Raw genomic sequence first — 18,032 nt, forward strand, 5'->3', positions numbered from 1 at the left:
GAACTTTTATCACTAACCTCCAGTTAACGTTATTAACTTAACTTACTTGAAAAAGATTTGTGAATAAAGATCAGTTTTTCTTAGTTATTTCTTCTTCACTTTTCGGAATTTCAATGGGAGCGAATACGATAATTATTTCTCTATATTTCAAATCTTTAGGCTTGTCTCCCTTAACTATTGGTGAGATATTATCTTTATCAGTGATCATAGGTTCCGTGATTTCTCTAATCTTCTCCTTCTTGGGGGACATGTATGGAAGGAAAAAATTTGCAATAATAAGTAGATCAGTGACTACGGTCTCCACGTTTCTTCTCTTTCTAGGATATCCTATTGCTTACGTTTTTTCCCTAGGATGGGGGTCCGGAAACCTAATTTTCTCCATGTTAGCTGAAAAGTCCAATAATGTTCAGAGGCTTTTGGGATTAAGGCAAAGTCTATCTATATTTTTATCTGTTTTCGGAAGTCTTTTACCACTATTATTAACCTACAAAGAGATACTCTTGCTTGAAGTATTTATCAATTTAATGGCTTTAGCCCTAATAATTCCAGTTGAAGAAAATTATAGAGGAAATAGAAGTTTTAATCTAAAGAGTATAGGTGTGATTTCAAAGTTTTCAACTGAAGCATTAATAGGTTTAGGAGCAGGATTAGTTATTCCTTTAATGTCGTTATGGTTTAATCTAAGGTTTGATGTGACTGCATCTGAGATGAGTCCAATTTTTGCAATTGCAGAACTGTCGTTAGCTTTCAGCAGTTATCTCTCCATAGTAATAGCTGAAAAAATTGGGGAAGTGAATACGATAATATATTTTCACTCAGTTGCAATAGCATTATTGTTCATACTTCCTTTCTCCCCTTCATTTTTTGTAGCCTCAATAGTTTTCGTAGTCAGAAATGTTTTAATGAACATGACTTCACCAGTTTTCCAAACCATGATACTTAAACTTGTTCCAGAGAACGAAAGAAGTAGAGCAAACGGGATAGTCAATTTGATGAGCTCTATACCAAGAGCTTTTGGACCAAGTATAGGAGGTTATTTCTTCAACCTAGGGAATCTTTATTTCCCATTTTTTATAACTGGTACGCTGTACTCCTTGTCTACAGTATTATTCTTTTTATTTTTCAGAAAAACTTCTTAAATACTCATAATATTCATTGGCAGACTTATCCCAATCATAAAGCAGGGATTCCTCATAACTACTCTTCCATAGCCTCTTTAACTCGCTCTCGTTCCTTAACAATTCTTTGATGATTTCAGCAGCTTTTTCCACATCCTTATACCTAATTATATAGCCGTTTACTCCTTCTTTAATTATCTCTGGTAATGAGCCTCTATTGTAACCTATTACTGGTGTTCCACATGAATTAGCCTCTAAAGTAACCATACTCCAACCCTCTATAAATGAGGTAACTAATGTAACCCAGGATGACTGATATAATCTGATCTTCTCCTCCTCTGGTATCTTACCTAAATAGTCACCGTTAACTTCTCTTATTTTGTTTCTAATAATGTTTTCCAACTCTCCTCCTCCAGCCATTACTAGCTTAACTTTTGCTCTTTTTGCAATTTCAATGGCATCTAAAGGATTTTTATAGTTCTTTAACCTACCAATCCAAAGTATAAATGGTTCATCAGATTTTTTCCCCGGTTTATATTTATTATGATCTATACCATTATAGATCACCTTAATCTTCTCTTCTCCAACCTTTAATTTCTCTATTAGATCTTTCTTGGTCGTGTTTGAAACTGAAATCACATTATTGTAATTCCTAATATCACGCTCTAACGTAGATACAACCTTTGATAAAAACCAGTTTAGCTCGTATTTCACGACCTCTTGATGGACATGATGAACCAGAGCTATGTTCCTTTTATTCACGAGAAACGAATAAAATGGCACAGCATGAGCTACACTATCAATGACTATATCATGTTTTTTAGCTTCCCTTAAGGAAAATAAGTGAAGCGTTAAACTATTTCCTTTTCTAATTATTCTTATATCGTCAATAATTTCTTCTCTCTTTAATCCATCTACCTGCTCCGCTAACCAGGTTACATTAATCCCTTTTTTAACTAATCTCCTAGAAATTTGATAGATTACTTCCTCAGCTCCACCCGCCTTAGGATGTTTTAAGTCTCTATGGTTTATTATCAATAAATCCATTTTCTTTAAACTTGATTATCCATATTTATAAGTTACACCACCTTCCGGAAACGTAAACTTTATTGCATTGTATGGACATGCTACCAAGGCAGCTCCACATTCTAAACATCGCTCATAATGTACAATAATTCTTCCATCTGGCGAAGGTTCATATGTTCCAGCTGGACATACTTTAGTGCAAGGTTTATCTTTACAAGTTAAGCAAATATTAGTATCAACTGCGATATGACTATTCTTGTTTACATTATATTTATTTAATGATAGTCTTTTGAGGACGTTTATCATATGAAAAGCCTCATTAAATCCAATATCATGTTCGAAGCATTTATATTTTCTTTCTTACTCTCATCAATAAGTATATTGATTGGCCTTTCCTTACCGTTACTATCTACGCTGAATACTCTACTCAAGGTATTACATAATATTTTAGGATATTTAGTAAAGATGTTTTCCTCATTTAAAACTTTAAATGATCTCAGAGCTGTTTCCATGTCCCTTAATACGAAAGATTCCTTAAGCATTTCTAAGTATATATCAGTTCTAGAGAAATCATTTATTTCCTTAATTTTCTTAGCTGCCTTACCTGCTACTATACCAGATCCAATTGCTAAATCCATCCCCCTAATATTGAATCCATCATTTATTAACAAACCCGCTGAGTCTCCTACCACGATTAAATTATTATCGTATAACTTACCTATCTTATCATAGCCATAATACGGAATGAGATGTGCGGAGTATTCCAGTATGTTCCCATTTAGCCCAATGGATTCTCTAAACTTCTCAACAATTTCATGAGAAGGTATACTAGAAGAGTACAAGGATTCCACTTTTATTGTGACACCTACTGATAATGACTCCTTATTAGTATATACAAATCCACCACCTTTTAGATCACCTATTAATCCAACTATAGTCCTAGCTTCTCCTTCGTCATCTGGGAGATATGGTTTAATATCTAATACTTCCTTAACCCCTAACATTAATGTCTTAGGCTCTAATTTCCTTAAGCCCAAGTATCTAGAAACAGGTGAAGTTACTCCACCTGCGTCTATTATTAATGGCGCCTTTAATTCTCCTCTATTGGTTTCAACTACTACATAATTATTTTCACGCCTAGCATTTGTGACTAATGTATCATATGAGATGAGAACACCTTCATTCTCAGCTTCTTTGGCTAGCCACTGATCGAATTTAGCTCTCAAAATCGTATAACTATTTTTTGTCTTGTGTTGAAACGAAAACGAGATTACTTTTTCCCCACAATATATTTCATATGTCTCCCTAGTCACGGGTCTCTCTAAGGGAGCTCTCTCCAAGGCATCGGGATATAACTGAAGTAAGGCGTGTACATACATTCTCCCTCCAGATACGTTTTTTGCACCCGAATACTCACCTCGTTCCAGAACGATAGTTGATAATCCTTCCCTAGTAGCCGTTATCGCAGCAGATAAGCCAGAAAGACCTCCTCCAACAACTATGACATCAGCATCGAAGCTCATACGATAAAATACTTGAAAGCTAAATATAAGTATTTGGCTTTCCCGCATTAGACTTTTTGACCATGTTTAACAGTATTTCATTACCGTTACTTAAGATATATAATGTGTGAAGTATTAGAGCCCTTAATTTGTTCTCCCTACAAGACTTCATTTCCTCAATACTGTTTCTTAACATTTCAACGAAGGGTGAATCAAATTTATATAGAATTTCCTTATCGTTCTTAAACTCTTTTATCTCTTTTTCTATCTCTGCTAGAAGATCTATTATCTTATCTTGGTTTTCATAATCTCTAGCAATATCTAATAACTTATTTCCGGCCTCGACTAATTTTCCTTCATTAAGCTTCTCAATTATGGATATCAATTTCTCAAACATAAAATTGATATACTTTTCCTCCCTTATTTGCTTATCTTTTTTGAGGAGTTAACCTTCTCCCTACCTTGAAGGATGTTAGCTAAATTTCCTTCTATTTTAGACATCAAAGTTTTCTTAAGACAAGGACATCAAACTATAAATTAATCTATAACAATCGGAGAGTTGAAAGGGCATAATACAATTTTTAACATATTTTAAAAAAGTAAAACTACGCTCATCTAACCTCCTCCTTACCCTAAAGGTTCCCTTAGGCTGCTCACTGGTTTATGGTTTACCGCCTTCACCACTTCATAGCTAGTGGGCTTTGAGCCCGCTCTATTAGTCCAGCGATGGCTGCGTCTTCAGCTAGATTAACCCTATCCCTTGGGTAGAGGAAGCCCCTACTCCACCCTCCTCGAGACTTAGGGATATGTAATGAGGAGGAAGGACACACTCTCACTATCTCCTTTTTTGGCTTCTCTCCTCCCCAATGATCTTTCTTCACTTAAAAACCTTATCCCACCAAAGGGCGAGGCTTGTCGTTCTCTTTGTCATGACTAAGTTTAATTTAACTTAAAGTCCTTTTTCTCCATAATAATATTATTCAGATTTTTTAACTTTACTAACTTTTTTATATAGTATAAAATCTTTTAAAAATTGATAAAAAATTTTTAGTTACCTTTCTCGCTCTTTCCTACCACTCTTCATCTTCTTCTTCAAGATCGAAATCCTCAAATTCTTCCTCTTCTTCCCAATCTTCTTCTTCCCAATCTTCTTCCTCAAACATCATAAATTATAGCACCACATAAAACTTCAGTATAGAGTTAAAACGTTTTTGGGTCTAATATGTTAAGGGAATTGTAAAGTAAATAGAGAAAAAGAAGGAGAATAACCAGCCATGAATTTTTATTATTAAAATATGAGGTACTTTTAAAAATATTTTATAATGTTAAAAATAAGGTAGATTATAAGAATTATTACCCTTTAATTTTTTACGGGAGGATTTCAATCTTTGTTTCTAAATGAAAAGTATTTAATTATATGCTTAAGAGAAGGCGTATAAATAAAAAGTTTTTAAGTATAGAACAAAGAATGGGCTAAAAGAGAAAGTTTTTAATTTTATCAAAAAAGTATTTCATTTCAATATGCTATAATTTGAAGATTTAAACTCTTGGTTAAGTTAAAGATGTTCTTAATATCCCTCAGTAAGATTCTTGCTGAACAGTTATGATTCACTTGTCATACCATTTGCTTATACCATAGTATGAAATGAAATCTCTTAGATGGAAAGAAGAAACCTTGCCCTTTAGGTTGAAACCTTTAAACGCTCTTCCTATAAATAGTTATGGGGAGTAAAGATGAAAAGTGATTAAGCTATCACCAGGGATGCCTACAGTAATAATTGAAGTGGATCATTCTTACGGATAGTATATTTTCTAGTAATTATCTTAAAAATTATAGATTTCGCTCGCCCTATTCGGATCCGTTTGTCTAATAGCGTTCATATTTCGATAAATAAAGAAGCTGAAAAAATGCCTTTAAGGAGAACTCAATTGGAGAAAAGTAAATAAAAACTCCTTATTTCTTATTATTGCTTTTCAGATACTTAAGATACGGTTTCAATACGCAGTCCCAGAATAAAGCACCTAGAATGCCACCTATGAAATCAGGGATGCCATAAACGAAGAAATACTGTCCTCTAAAGTTAAATGCCCCTGACCTATAACCAAATAGGTAAAGAGCTAGCATTGGTCCCCAGCTTCTAGCCTCGTTTATCATACCTCCAGTCAATTGAGCCTCGAATAATAAGAATGGCATTACATAACCTATTCCTATAGCCCATGGGGCTAAGCTTTGATTGAAAAATGGTGAATCAGCATCAGTAACCGCTAGAACTATTAATAAGAGTAAGAAAGTCATTAGTAATTCAGCAAAAGCACCTATCCATAACGGGAATACTTGATTGACTTCAGAGTAAAGTGAAGTTCCACTCACAGAATTTGGTAGTAGTAATTTGCTTGGCCAATATTGACCCCAGAAGAACGGATTTGGATATTCAGTGAAGAACGATGCTCCTACTTGCGCATATAAAGTAGGTGGAGGATCCATTTTAACAATAACGTTACCCCACCACGCTAATAATATTCCTGCTGCAGCAGCTGCCCCTAAAGTTTGAAACAATATGTAGGGAATTACGTCCCTCCACTTCATCCTTTTAGTAACCGCAAAAGCTAATGTGACGTTTGGATTTATATGAGCTCCGCTTATTGGACCTACAGCGTAAATTGCTAGGACAACTCCGAAGCCCCATGATATCATAATAAATCCATAGCCTGGGGATGTACCATTAGTTACTAAGGACGCTACTACTGCACCATCGCCGAAAAGAATTAAGATGAAAGTGCCTACGAATTCAGCGAAATACCGCCATAAACTGTCCCTTACAACTTCAGACGCCATTTTATCTCAACCCCCAACCGTTTTAGCCCAACCTAAAGCCCTTCGTACTGCTTCTTTCCATCCTGCATATAATCTTTCCCTATATTCATCATCCATCTTAGGTTCAAACACTTGGTCGATCTTCCACTTCTGTTTTAACTCATCTATGGAGTTCCAATATCCTACGCTTAAACCAGCTAACATCGCAACTCCCATAGAGGTCGTTTCCATAATCTTTGGTCTAATCACTTTCATTTTAAGTATGTCAGCTTGAAATTGCATTAGTAAGTCGTTTTTCGATGCACCCCCATCTACTTTAAGAGAGTCTATCTTTATTCCGGAATCTCCTTGCATTATTTCTAGCACATCCCTTGTCTGATACGCTATTGATTCTAATATTGCTCTAGCAATGTGAGCCTTAGTAGTACCCCTAGTTATTCCTATTATTAGTCCTCTCGCATAAGGATCCCAATACGGTGCTCCTAATCCCGTAAATGCGGGAACGAAGTACACTCCGCCGTTATCTGGAACGCTATCGGCTAAAGGTTCAATTTCATCGGATACATCTATAGCTCTAAGACTGTCTCTAAACCATTGAACAGCTGCCCCAGTGATGAATATACTTCCCTCTAAAGCATATGTTATTCCTTTACCTATCCCCCAGGCTATAGTTGTTAGTAAGTCGTTAGATGAAACTAAGTTACTTCCAGTGTTAAGTAAAATGAAACTACCAGTTCCATAAGTACATTTAACATCCCCTTGGTTGAATGCTATTTGACCAAAGAGCGCAGCTTGTTGGTCTCCTGCGTCTCCCGATATAGGTATTGAAGAATTAAGAGCCTCAGCGAAACCATAAATCTCGCTTGAAGCCTTTACATCTGGTAAAATAGCCTCGGGAATCTTTAGTATTTCCAATATTTCTCTATCCCACTCAGTTTTCCTTATATTAAATAGCATAGTCCTAGACGCGTTTGAAAAGTCAGTTACATGAACTTTACCGTTAGTCAACTTCCAGATTAGGTAAGTATCTATTGTTCCAAACTTTATTTCTCCTTTTTCAGCCTTCTCTCTAGCATTGGGTACATTATCTAAAATCCACTTTATCTTAGAAGCACTAAAATATGGGTCTGGTACCAAACCTGTTCTATCCTTTATTAACCTCAAATAGTTAGCTTTAAGATAGTCAGTAATTGGGGCAGTTCTCCTATCTTGCCAAACAATAGCATTATATATTGGCTTCCCCGTTCTAGTATCCCACATCACTGTGGTCTCTCTTTGATTCGTTATTCCTATACTCAAAATATTATTCCGATCTATCTTAGCTCTCTCCAATGCTTTATTTATAGCCAATAACTGGGCTTGCCATATCTCCTCAGGACTATGTTCTACGTAACCCGGTTGAGGATAGTATTGAGTGAACTCGTTTTGCCCTATTCCTAGAATATTTAATTCCTTGTCAAAGACGATAGCTCTTGCACTTGTAGTCCCTTCGTCTATGGCTAGTATGTATTTTTCAGCCATAGCATTTTATCCATTTCTATTTTCATATAAAAATTTTTCGTAAAAAATATAAATTTATAATTATTTGATATTTACTCTTTATTACTTCTTATTATTATATTAAAGCAATTCTAAACTAGATGTTCCATATAACGTTCAAATTTGATAGCAGGAAAATCTCGTAAAGTGAGAAATTCAGATTACGAAAAGTGGAAATAAAAACAAGCGTTGTCCACAATAAAATTTTAAATGTAAAATATAGGTTAATTCTGTTATGGAAATAAAAACAAGCGTTCTAGTAATAGGTGGGGGAGCTAATGGTCTATTCACCGCCTTAGATTTGGCTTTAAGAGGTATTGATGTAATTTTGGTTGAAAGAGGAGACATTGGATCTGGAACTTCTGGTAGGTTCCATGGACTTTTACATAGTGGTGCTAGGTATGCTGTAACTGACCCTGAATCAGCAAAGGAGTGCATTCAAGAAAATAAAATAATTTCGAAAATAGCTCCTCATGCCGTTAGAGACACGGGGGGATTATTTTTAGGTATTACTAAAGAAGACCTAGAATTTTCAGATAAGTTTCTTTCTTCCCTAGAGAAATTAGGTATAGAGTATAAGCTAGTTGATAAAAATCAAGTCCTACAAGAAGAACCTTATGTGAATAAAGACTTAAAAATAGCTATTTGGGTTCCGGATAAGGTAATATATGGTTATGATCTTTTATCGAGCGTAGCTATGACAGCATCACTAAATAAGGCTAGAATTATGACGTATAATGAGGTAACAGAATTTATTAGGGATGGAAATTTTATAAAAGCTGTAAAAGTTTTAGATAAAATTAATAATCAAATAAATATAATAAAAAGTGATATAATAATAAATGCCTCAGGACCTTGGGCGTTTAAAATCATTACTATGGCAGGACTAGAAGAGATTCCCATACTACCTACAGCTGGAATAATGGCAGTGTTTGAAAAAAAGGTTAATAACGCAGTGCTAAACAGGCTTAGACCACCTTCTGATGGAGATATATTAGTACCATATCAAGGTACTTCAATATTGGGTACTACTGCAACTATAATCGAAGACCCAGATAATTTTACTATATCAGACGAGGACGTGAAGATGCTAATTAAGGAAGGATCTCAATTAGTACCTGAATTGTCTAAAACGAGAGTTATTAGAACTTACGCATCCGTTAGACCTTTGATGAGAACCAGCGAGGATGGTAGAAAAGCTAGTAGAGATTTCACAATATTAGATCATGAAAGAGAAAATGGGGTATCTGGTCTAATATCTATAATAGGAGGTAAATTTACCACTTCAAGACTAGTAGGGGAAAGAGTGGGGGATTTAGTCAGCGAGAAATTGGGAGTAAGGGAAAAGAGTAAAACTAAGGAGATTAAACTTATCTCTCCCAACGAAATGAACTTTGAAAAATACTTGGAAAAAATTGGAATACCAAAAATATTTTTAAGAAGTATAATGGAGAGAAAAGGATCATTAGATGAAGAGAGATACGAAACTGCTTTATATCTTCTGTTATCGTTAATTGCAAGAGGGAAATGAAATGGAGATCAGTGGAGAGTTCGTGGTAAACAAGGTAAAGGCAAAAATATCGGAATTTTTAACAGAGCCAAAAATGTTTACAGAATGTCTACCGGGCTTACAAGGTTACGAAATTAAGAGAGATGGCGAGATAGGTGCAACTTTCAAGATAGATGTCAGTGACTTTAACATTCCGCATATGTCCACAATTACAGCCAATATAAATGCAAAAATAATTAAAGATAGTGAGAAAATTGAAATAGTCGGTAACGGAAGATCGGCTGGAGTGAGCATTAAAATTAACATTTCGCTAAACCTTTATGAGACCCAAAATTCTACAAAAGTAATTTGGAGTGCTAAAATGGATTTGGGACTCCTAGCTAAACTATTAGGAGAAAATAGTATAAGAAGGTTAGCTGAGTCCAACGTTAATTACATTATTAACTGTATACATTCTAGGCTTTCTTAGCCTTTTCTTTCTCTTGTAAAACTCTCCATAATATTTTTCCAGATCCACTCTTGGGAAGAGATTCAACAAATTCTATAATTCTAGGATACTCATATGCGTTCATATGCTGTTTGCACCATTCTCTAATATCCTCTTGAGTTATTTTACCTTTGTAATCCGGCTTTAATACGATATATGCCTTAACCTCTTCTCCTAATCTAGGATCAGGAGTAGAGACCACGCAAGCTTCTAACACTGCTGGATGTTGATATAACTTATTTTCAACCTTAGTGGGCCATACTTTATATCCTCCTCTGTTTATCATTCTCTTTATTCTATCTACAATAAAGAAGTAGCCTTCCTCATCCATGTAGCCTAAATCCCCGGTTCTAAAATATTCGATGCCATTAATTGTAATGAATGCTTTCCTAGTTTCCTCATCTTTATTCCAATATCCCTTGAAAAGACTAGGACACCTAACTACTATTTCACCTTCTTTGTTTGGAGGTAATACCTCACCTGTTGAAGGATCTACTATTAGTGCATCTACTCCAAAGTGTGGTATCCCTAAACATTGTAATTTAGGTCTATCCGGAGGATTAACGTGAGTTTGAGACATCGTTTCAGTCAGTCCATAACCCTCTATGTAGTCTAAGCCAGTTAATTCCTTAAGTTTTTTGGCAACTGCTTCTGGCATCGAGGCCCCTCCACCTCCTACTAATATTAATGAACTTAGATCTCTTTTCTCTATTCCTTGTACAGTTAGCAGATCAACTACCATAGTTGAAATGTTAGTCCAATGTGTTACCCCGTACTTTTCAATAGCTTCTATTGCACTCTCCTTATCCCATATCGACATGAGAACTATGGTACCACCTATATACAGTGGTGCATTTAGACTATGAACAAATCCAGTAACGTGAAATATAGGTAATGATGCCAAGGCTACTGATGATGGAGTTAACATGTTCCACACTACTGAACCTAACACAGTTGGCCATATAGTAGAATGTGTATGTATGCATCCCTTAGGAAAGCCTGTTGTGCCAGAAGTATATGGAATAGCAGCGATGTCATCTGACGTAACTTCAATAGGTGGTAAAGGCTTTTCGCTAAATGCCTCATTCCACTTTATTACATCACCCTCTATTTCTGGTTCCTTTTGCATAAGGGGATGGACTTTAATTTCTGGATTAGGAGGTAAGTAATCCTTGAATTTTCCTACGATTATATATTTGATATTAGTGTTTTCTTTAGCCTTTAACACTTTAGATAAGTATGAGGAGAGTGTTACAATCGCTACAGAGCCGGAATCCCTAAGTATATAATTCAATTCATCCTCCGATATTAAAGGATTAATTGGGACCATTATTGCGTTAGCCCTTAATATTCCAAAATATGATATTATCCATTGGACCGAATTAGGCATGAAAATTGCTACTCTATCCCCTTTTCTTATCCCTAAATCGTTATGTAAGAAAGACGAAAAACTTGATATATCTTCCCATAGTTTCTTATATGTTATCCTATTACCATAATAGATTATTGCTGGTTTATCAGGATACCGTTGAGCAGATACCTCAACGATATTAAATAGAGGTACTCTAGGATAATCTAAAGTTTTAGGTAATTTTGAAGGCCAAAACTTAAACCAAGGTCTATTCATATGATATGCTTTATAACTAGTTGTTAATAAAGCTTACATAAAAATTGAGAGAAAGTTTATATGTTAATAAAACGATAAAAAATCGTGGCTAAAATTCCACTTGTTGGAAAGGAAAGTATATCTCCAGAAGATATGGGTTTCACGTTAATTCACGAACATTTAAAGGTTTTTAGTGAGGCAGTAAGATTTCAATGGCCTCATTTATACAATGAGGAAGAGGAATTTAAAAACGCTGTAGATGAGGTGAGAAAAGCGATGAACTATGGTGTAAAGACGATAGTAGACCCTACTGTGATGGGATTAGGAAGGGATATAAGATTTATGGAGAAGGTAGTTAAAGAAACTGGGATAAATTTAGTGGCAGGAACTGGGATATACACTTATACTGATTTACCCTTTTACTTTACTCAGAGATCAATCGAGGAGATAGCTGAACTTTTCATACACGATATAAGGATAGGTATTCAAGGTACTGATAATAAGGCTGCTTTTATAAAGATAGCAGCTGATGAGCCGGGTATTACTAAAGATGTAGAGAGGGTTATTAGAGCAGCAGGAATTGCCCACAAAGAGACTAAAGTCCCCATAATTACACACTCAAATGCTCATAATAATACTGGAATGGAACAGCAGAGAATATTGATGGAAGAAGGTGTTGATCCGGGCAAAATTCTGATTGGACATTTAGGGGATACTGAGAACGTGGAGTATATAAAGAAAATCGCTGATAAAGGGTCTTTCGTTGGTTTAGATAGGTATGGATTAGACTTGTTTTTGCCAGTAGAAAAAAGAAATGAGGTATTGATTAGATTAATAAAAGATGGTTATGCAGATAAAATAATGGTATCTCATGATTATTGTTGTACCATAGATTGGGGAACAGCCAAACCAGAATATAAACCTAAACTAGCCCCTAGGTGGAGTATGACCCTAATATTCACAGATGTAATACCTTCATTAAGGAAGTCGGGAGTTAAAGATGACGTAATAGAGTTAATATTTGTAAATAACCCAGCCAAGCTTTTCAGCTAATAATATTTATTAGTGTTCCTATTTTTTCCACGTAAAGTTCTATTGTGCTATTAGGCTTCAACGATTTACCAATATCAATACCAGTACATCCGGATATTGTCCCACTACCAAATATGTCCCCTGGTCTAATGTATTCGTCTTGAGAAACATAGGCTATCATGTCATCGAAAGTCCATTGCATATCTTCAGCCTTTGTATCACACCACGTCTCTCCATTTACTTTAACGTAAGACCTTAAACCCTTGATATCTTGTAACTCATCCTTAGTAACTATCCACGGTCCGAGACCATTAGCAAAATCTTTTCCCTTAGCAGGACCTAGTAACCCTTTCATCTCCATCATCTGAATATCCCTAGCACTAAAATCATTAAATATAGTGAAACCTAAAATGTAGCTCTTTGCTTTATCCTTTGGTATGTCTTTTCCTTTTTTGTATATTATAGCTGCAATTTCAAGCTCTAAATCTACTTGTTTAGAGTACTTTGGCCAAGGCACTACTTCCATATGACCATAAAATATTGTTGGATCTCCCTTGTAATATATTGGTATCTTAAACCACTCTTCTGGTATTTGCTGACCTCTCCTCCTATAAGTTGCTTCAACGTGACCTCTAAAAGCTAAAAAATCTCTCAGCATATTAGCCCTCTGTAACGGGGCTTTAAGCTTTACTTCACTTAATTTGATTAGGTGTTCCTCTCTCTTCTTCACCCAATTTATCATTTCATGGATCAATTCAATACCCTTATCTCCGGCTTGAAGAACTCCTAGCATATCGGAAGGTGCTAGAGCGTTACAATATCTATCGGCGAAAATCTCATCTTCCCCCTTTTCCAGTAGCATTGAATAACAAGTGTCATTGAGGTCAATTACGTAGTTTTCATTTATTATTACACCACTTCTTATCCTATTCCCCCTTAGAAAGCTGAGTAGTTTCATGTAGATATATTTAGTAAGAAAAGGAATATATTTTATGATGGAAATTCCCTTTAAGTTTGAGAGAATTACTGATAATGTTTACGCTTTTATTCAAGGAAACGGCGATTGGTTCTTAAGTAATGCAGGGGTAATTATAGGAAAGGAATATGCGATTGTCGTAGATTCTCTCACGAACGATAAAATGGCAAGGAACTTTATTTCGCAAATAAGAAGGGTTACCGATAAGCCAATAAAGTTTTTAATAAATACACACGAGCATGAGGACCATTTATGGACGAATTATCTATTTAACGCTATAACAATATGTCATATTAATTGTAGGAAGAAGACGTTAGAGGGTATGAAGAGGGGAACAAATCCCTTTCAAAACCTATTTTTTAATGTTGATTTCTCTGGATGGAAATATGTACCTCAAGACCTAACATTACGTGATGAAATGAGCATCTTTATTGATGATAAAGAGATAAAAATTGTTTACGTAGGTTACGCTCATACTACAAGCGATGTTTATATCTATCTACCAGATGAAAAAGTAGTATTTACCGGTGATTTGTTATTTTCTCCACCTTGTACTCCTTTTGCTCTAATGGGAAATATTCAAGGGTATATAAATGCATTAGAAAGCTTGGCTAGTCTAGATGCTGAAGTATTTATACCGGGACATGGAGAAGTGGCGTATGATAGAAAAGCACTCTATGAGTCTAGGGATTACTTGATCTTTGTTAGAGACGAAACAAGGAAGATGATCAAACAAGGTATAGAAGATCCAATAAAAGCTTCTTATCAGATTAACTTAGGTAAATATGACTCATGGATTAATAGAGAGAGGATTGTAGGAAACGTGGCACGAGCTTACAGTGAGTTGACTAAAACAAGATTAGAAAATGTTAATCAAATATTGTTAGAAATGGTCAAGTATAGAGCTAAATCGTAGAATGTTCACGTCATTATGTAGTTTACAGATTTTATATCGTTACGTTTATTGTTAATTAAAATACTAATGTCAAAAAGTATCTATTCAAGAATTTGGTGTGAGGTTTTGTAGTAGTCTTTAAAGTTTAATGATGCTCTTCCTACTGATGTCTTTTATTTAGCTAAATTTTAAATTGTGAACAGTGTATATGCCTTATAATGATAATAACTATACCATTACCAATGCAAGGTCCGCCTCACTTCATTAATTCCTATCTAATAAAGGATGGAGAAGATAGTGTATTAATAGATACCGGATTGCCTACTGAAGAAGATATAATGACTCTTACATCCTCTTTAACTAAATATGGATATCCAAGGAATGTGATAATAACACATTATCATCCAGATCATATTGGGCTAGTTAGACTTTTTAAAAATTCAAATATAATCATTCATGAAAAAGAATTGGAATTTATTCATTATTTATTAAGTCCAGAATATTCTAAAGATATTAAAGAGTACTTATCGTCTAACGGATTTCCAGATCAAGTGATAGATAGAATGCTGAGAAATAGAGAAAGGTTTAATGAAATAATAAAAGGCGTAAACTTTATCACTGTGAAGGATGGTGATAAAATAGAAATTAATGGAACTAGAGCCGAAATATTGTGGACACCTGGACACACTGTTGGACATATATGCTTAATGTATGATCATTCATTATTTTGTGGGGATCATATCTTACCGGACATAACGCCTAACGTATCTCTATTAAGGAAAGACGATAATCCCTTGAAAGCTTACTTGAATAGCTTAGAGAAGATCAAATCACTAAATGTAGACGTAATTTATCCCGCTCACGGAAAGGCCTTTAGTAACGTTAAAGAGAGGATTAGAGAGATTATAGGGCATCATGATAAAAGGTTAGATGAGATCATAAAAATAATTAGAGATAAGAGAAAAGCCAATGCATATGAGATAGCAACGGGCATTTCGTGGTATAAAAAATGGGATGAACTTTCATCATTCGATAAACAGTTAGCTTTAGGAGAGACAATGTCCCACTTGAAGTATCTTGTTGAGAAAGGTTCTATAAGTGAAATAAAGATTAATAATTCAATTTATTATACTATATCTACTTGATACAAAATAAGTAATGTATCAAAAAGTATATGTAAATACGTATGAGTTTACTTTTTAACCTTTGGCTGTTAATTTTAATTAATGAAGGTAGAAGACATTAAGAAAATCCTGATTATAGGAGCCGGAACGATGGGTCATGGAATAGCTGAAGTCGCAGCGATAGCAGGTTATCAAGTATACTTAAGTGACGTTTCCCAAGATATATTGAATAATGCCATTGAGAGGATTAAGTGGAGTTTGAGTAAACTTCAAGAAAGGGGACAATTAAAGGAAAGTGTCGACACAATTCTATCCAGAATAAAAACAGTAGTGGGTTTAGATAATACTGTAAGTGACGCCGACTTCTCTATAGAGGCTTCACCTGAAAGGTTAGACATTAAAAGGCAAGTGTTCTCCAAACTTGATGAGTTATTACCGAAACACGCTATATTGGCGACGAATACTAGTAGTCTACCTATTACTAAAATAGCTGAAGCGACGAAGAGACCGGAAAAAGTAGTTGGGATGCACTTCTTTAACCCACCTGTGTTAATGCAATTAGTAGAGGTTATGAAAGGAGATAGAACCAGTGATGAAACGGCTAAGATAACGTATGATTTAGCTAAAAGGTTTGGAAAACAACCAATTATGATTAACAAGGATATTCCAGGTTATGTAGTTAATAGAATTTTAGGTGGGATTAATCTAGCATCATGTATCGTTGTGGAGAAGAAAATTGCTGACTTTAGAGAAGTTGATGCGGTAGCTAGGTATAAACTTGGATTTCCTATGGGCGTTTTTGAACTCCTCGATTACACTGGAATTGATGTAGCTTATTACGTTTCGAAATCTAGAGAGGAATTGGGAATTAGGGACGACGTGCCTATCTGTAGCTTAATAGAGGAAAAGTTTAAGAAAAATGAGTTAGGCGTAAAGACTGGCAAAGGATTTTATACTTATCCAGCTCCAGGTAAATACATTAAACCAGAAATACCAAAGGAGTTGGCTGATAAGCTAAATCCTGCGTTACTTCTAGCTGGCGCCATAAACGAAGCGTCAAGATTATTGAGAGAGAGTGTAGCTAGTAGAGATGATATAGATCTAGGAGTTAGATTAGGCTTAGGATTTCCTAAGGGCATTTTCCAATACGCTGATGAATTAGGAATTGATAATGTAATTAAAGCTCTAGACGAACTAAAAACTTTGTCAGGATACCAAGTTTACTCACCAGACCCACTTTTGACTCAAATGGCTAGTCAAGGTAAATTAGGTATAAAAAGCGGAATAGGCTTTTACCAATATGGTAAGGTTGAGGAAAAAAGGCTTAATACGATTATTGTTAGAATTGAGCCTCCGTTAGCATGGATCGTTTTGAATAGACCAGATAGGTTAAATGCCTTAAATGCAGAGTTGATAAGCGAACTAGATAAGGTACTGGATGAGTTAGAAACTAACAATGAAGTAAGAGTCGTAGTAATAACTGGTAACGGTAGGGCATTCTCTGCTGGAGCTGATATAACTTCGTTTGTAACATTAAGACCTATTGATGTAATAAGATTGAGAACCTTGAGAAATGTGTTAAATAAAATCGCGTTATATACTAAACCAATCATAGCTGCTCTAAATGGGTTCGCATTAGGTGGAGGACTAGAATTAGCCATGGCTTGTGATATAAGGATTGCCTCTGAAGTAGCTCAACTAGGCCAACCAGAGATTAACATAGGGATAATTCCAGGAGCAGGAGGTACTCAAAGACTTCCAAGGCTTATAGGAAAGGGTAGGGCAAAATTAATGATATATACTGGTGATATGGTTAGTGCAGAAGACGCATATAAAATGGGCCTGGTTGATGTGATAGTTCCTGCAAATAGATTTGAGGACGAAGTTAGAAGAGTAGCATTAAAGATAGCCGAGAAGTCCCCACTCTCATTATTAGCTGCTAAATTGGCAATAGAATTAGGCTATGAGTCAAATATATGGACAGGGCAGACATTGGAGTCTACATTGTTTGGCTTACTATTTACTACCAAAGACGTAGAAGAGGGTGTAAGGGCTTTCTTGGAGAAAAGGAAGCCTCAATTTAAGGGAGAATAATAGAGAAAAGTAATAAATTTTTTCTCTTCAGTTTATTTTATTATAGACATACTTATTTCTTTAAGAAAGCATTACTAAATGAAAGACAAACTATTCATAAAATTTTAGTTATCATCATTTTATAAACTCGTAAAGTATATGTTATTTGATGTTTTATTCATAATTTCTAATACCCTATAGTCGGAGGGTACATTAGAGTTTCTAAGCTCTAACGTTAATGGCTTAAATGGTATCAAAGTTAGGTGAGTGATAGGTTGGGTAAGATATACTCCATGAAGCTTACACTTAAGGAGTTTAGTTTGCTTAAA

The 18,032-nt window shown here is 35.1% G+C and carries 16 protein-coding genes; 7 read left to right on the top strand and 9 right to left on the bottom strand.

Annotated elements, in window-relative coordinates; genetic code table 11:
- Nucleotides 1-59 precede the first annotated feature (59 nt).
- Nucleotides 60-1,139, top strand: a complete 1,080-nt coding sequence (locus BFU36_RS06505) for an MFS transporter (RefSeq protein ID WP_231961266.1) — start codon at nt 60-62, stop codon at nt 1,137-1,139.
- Here the strand turns inward: BFU36_RS06505 and BFU36_RS06510 are convergent.
- From BFU36_RS06510 to glpK, 7 genes are all read right to left on the bottom strand, one after another.
- A complete protein-coding gene (locus BFU36_RS06510; protein ID WP_069282796.1) occupies nt 1,116-2,165 on the bottom strand; it encodes a glycosyltransferase family 4 protein in 1,050 nt (349 codons plus the stop codon). The genes BFU36_RS06505 and BFU36_RS06510 overlap by 24 nt on opposite strands.
- Before the next feature lie 15 nt (nt 2,166-2,180).
- Nucleotides 2,181-2,450: a ferredoxin family protein gene (locus BFU36_RS06515; protein WP_069282797.1), complete on the bottom strand. Its 270-nt coding sequence runs from the start codon at nt 2,448-2,450 to the stop codon at nt 2,181-2,183.
- Nucleotides 2,447-3,667 (bottom strand): FAD-dependent oxidoreductase, encoded by a 1,221-nt coding sequence (locus BFU36_RS06520; RefSeq protein ID WP_069282798.1) that lies wholly within the window; start codon nt 3,665-3,667, stop codon nt 2,447-2,449. Before BFU36_RS06520 ends, BFU36_RS06515 begins: the two co-directional genes overlap by 4 nt.
- A gap of 19 nt (nt 3,668-3,686) precedes the next feature.
- Nucleotides 3,687-4,043, bottom strand: coding sequence for a hypothetical protein (locus BFU36_RS06525; protein WP_069282799.1), 357 nt, complete (start codon nt 4,041-4,043; stop codon nt 3,687-3,689).
- Between the two features lie 280 nt (nt 4,044-4,323).
- Complete coding sequence (locus tag BFU36_RS06530; protein WP_069282800.1) at nt 4,324-4,527, bottom strand: hypothetical protein; 204 nt, start codon at nt 4,525-4,527, stop codon at nt 4,324-4,326.
- A gap of 1,073 nt (nt 4,528-5,600) precedes the next feature.
- Entirely contained in the window at nt 5,601-6,482 is an 882-nt protein-coding gene (locus tag BFU36_RS06540; RefSeq protein ID WP_069282802.1) for an MIP/aquaporin family protein, read from the bottom strand.
- 6 nt (nt 6,483-6,488) lie between these two features.
- On the bottom strand, nt 6,489-7,982 hold the full coding sequence (gene glpK / locus BFU36_RS06545; protein ID WP_069282803.1) for a glycerol kinase GlpK: 1,494 nt from the start codon (nt 7,980-7,982) through the stop codon (nt 6,489-6,491).
- Between the two features lie 253 nt (nt 7,983-8,235).
- Here glpK and BFU36_RS06550 point away from each other — a divergent pair, with 253 nt between their 5' ends.
- Together BFU36_RS06550 and BFU36_RS06555 are read left to right on the top strand one after the other, a co-directional pair.
- Nucleotides 8,236-9,531 (top strand): FAD-dependent oxidoreductase, encoded by a 1,296-nt coding sequence (locus BFU36_RS06550; protein ID WP_069282804.1) that lies wholly within the window; start codon nt 8,236-8,238, stop codon nt 9,529-9,531.
- 1 nt (nt 9,532) lies between these two features.
- The gene (locus tag BFU36_RS06555; protein WP_069282805.1) at nt 9,533-9,979 is read left to right on the top strand and encodes a carbon monoxide dehydrogenase subunit G; all 447 of its coding nucleotides are present in this window, start codon (nt 9,533-9,535) and stop codon (nt 9,977-9,979) included.
- Here BFU36_RS06555 and BFU36_RS06560 read toward each other — a convergent pair.
- Nucleotides 9,966-11,624: a long-chain fatty acid--CoA ligase gene (locus BFU36_RS06560; RefSeq protein ID WP_069282806.1), complete on the bottom strand. Its 1,659-nt coding sequence runs from the start codon at nt 11,622-11,624 to the stop codon at nt 9,966-9,968. The two genes, BFU36_RS06555 and BFU36_RS06560, sit on opposite strands and share 14 nt — an antisense overlap.
- Nucleotides 11,625-11,708: 84 nt before the next feature.
- On the opposite strand from BFU36_RS06560, the gene BFU36_RS06565 reads away from it, so the two are divergent.
- A complete protein-coding gene (locus BFU36_RS06565) occupies nt 11,709-12,656 on the top strand; it encodes a phosphotriesterase (RefSeq protein WP_255446800.1) in 948 nt (315 codons plus the stop codon).
- Here the strand turns inward: BFU36_RS06565 and BFU36_RS06570 are convergent.
- Nucleotides 12,649-13,593, bottom strand: coding sequence for a fumarylacetoacetate hydrolase family protein (locus BFU36_RS06570; protein ID WP_069282807.1), 945 nt, complete (start codon nt 13,591-13,593; stop codon nt 12,649-12,651). The two genes, BFU36_RS06565 and BFU36_RS06570, sit on opposite strands and share 8 nt — an antisense overlap.
- Before the next feature lie 37 nt (nt 13,594-13,630).
- On the opposite strand from BFU36_RS06570, the gene BFU36_RS06575 reads away from it, so the two are divergent.
- The 3 genes from BFU36_RS06575 to BFU36_RS06585 all read left to right on the top strand — a co-directional run bounded on the left by BFU36_RS06575 (nt 13,631) and on the right by BFU36_RS06585 (nt 17,724).
- A complete protein-coding gene (locus BFU36_RS06575) occupies nt 13,631-14,527 on the top strand; it encodes an MBL fold metallo-hydrolase (protein WP_069284638.1) in 897 nt (298 codons plus the stop codon).
- A gap of 194 nt (nt 14,528-14,721) precedes the next feature.
- The gene (locus BFU36_RS06580) at nt 14,722-15,651 is read left to right on the top strand and encodes an MBL fold metallo-hydrolase (protein ID WP_069282808.1); all 930 of its coding nucleotides are present in this window, start codon (nt 14,722-14,724) and stop codon (nt 15,649-15,651) included.
- Nucleotides 15,652-15,732: 81 nt separating this feature from the next.
- Nucleotides 15,733-17,724, top strand: a complete 1,992-nt coding sequence (locus BFU36_RS06585) for a 3-hydroxyacyl-CoA dehydrogenase/enoyl-CoA hydratase family protein (RefSeq protein WP_069282809.1) — start codon at nt 15,733-15,735, stop codon at nt 17,722-17,724.
- Nucleotides 17,725-18,032: the final 308 nt, after the last annotated feature.

Origin of the sequence: Sulfolobus sp. A20, assembly GCF_001719125.1 — an archaeon.
GTDB lineage: Archaea > Thermoproteota > Thermoprotei_A > Sulfolobales > Sulfolobaceae > Saccharolobus.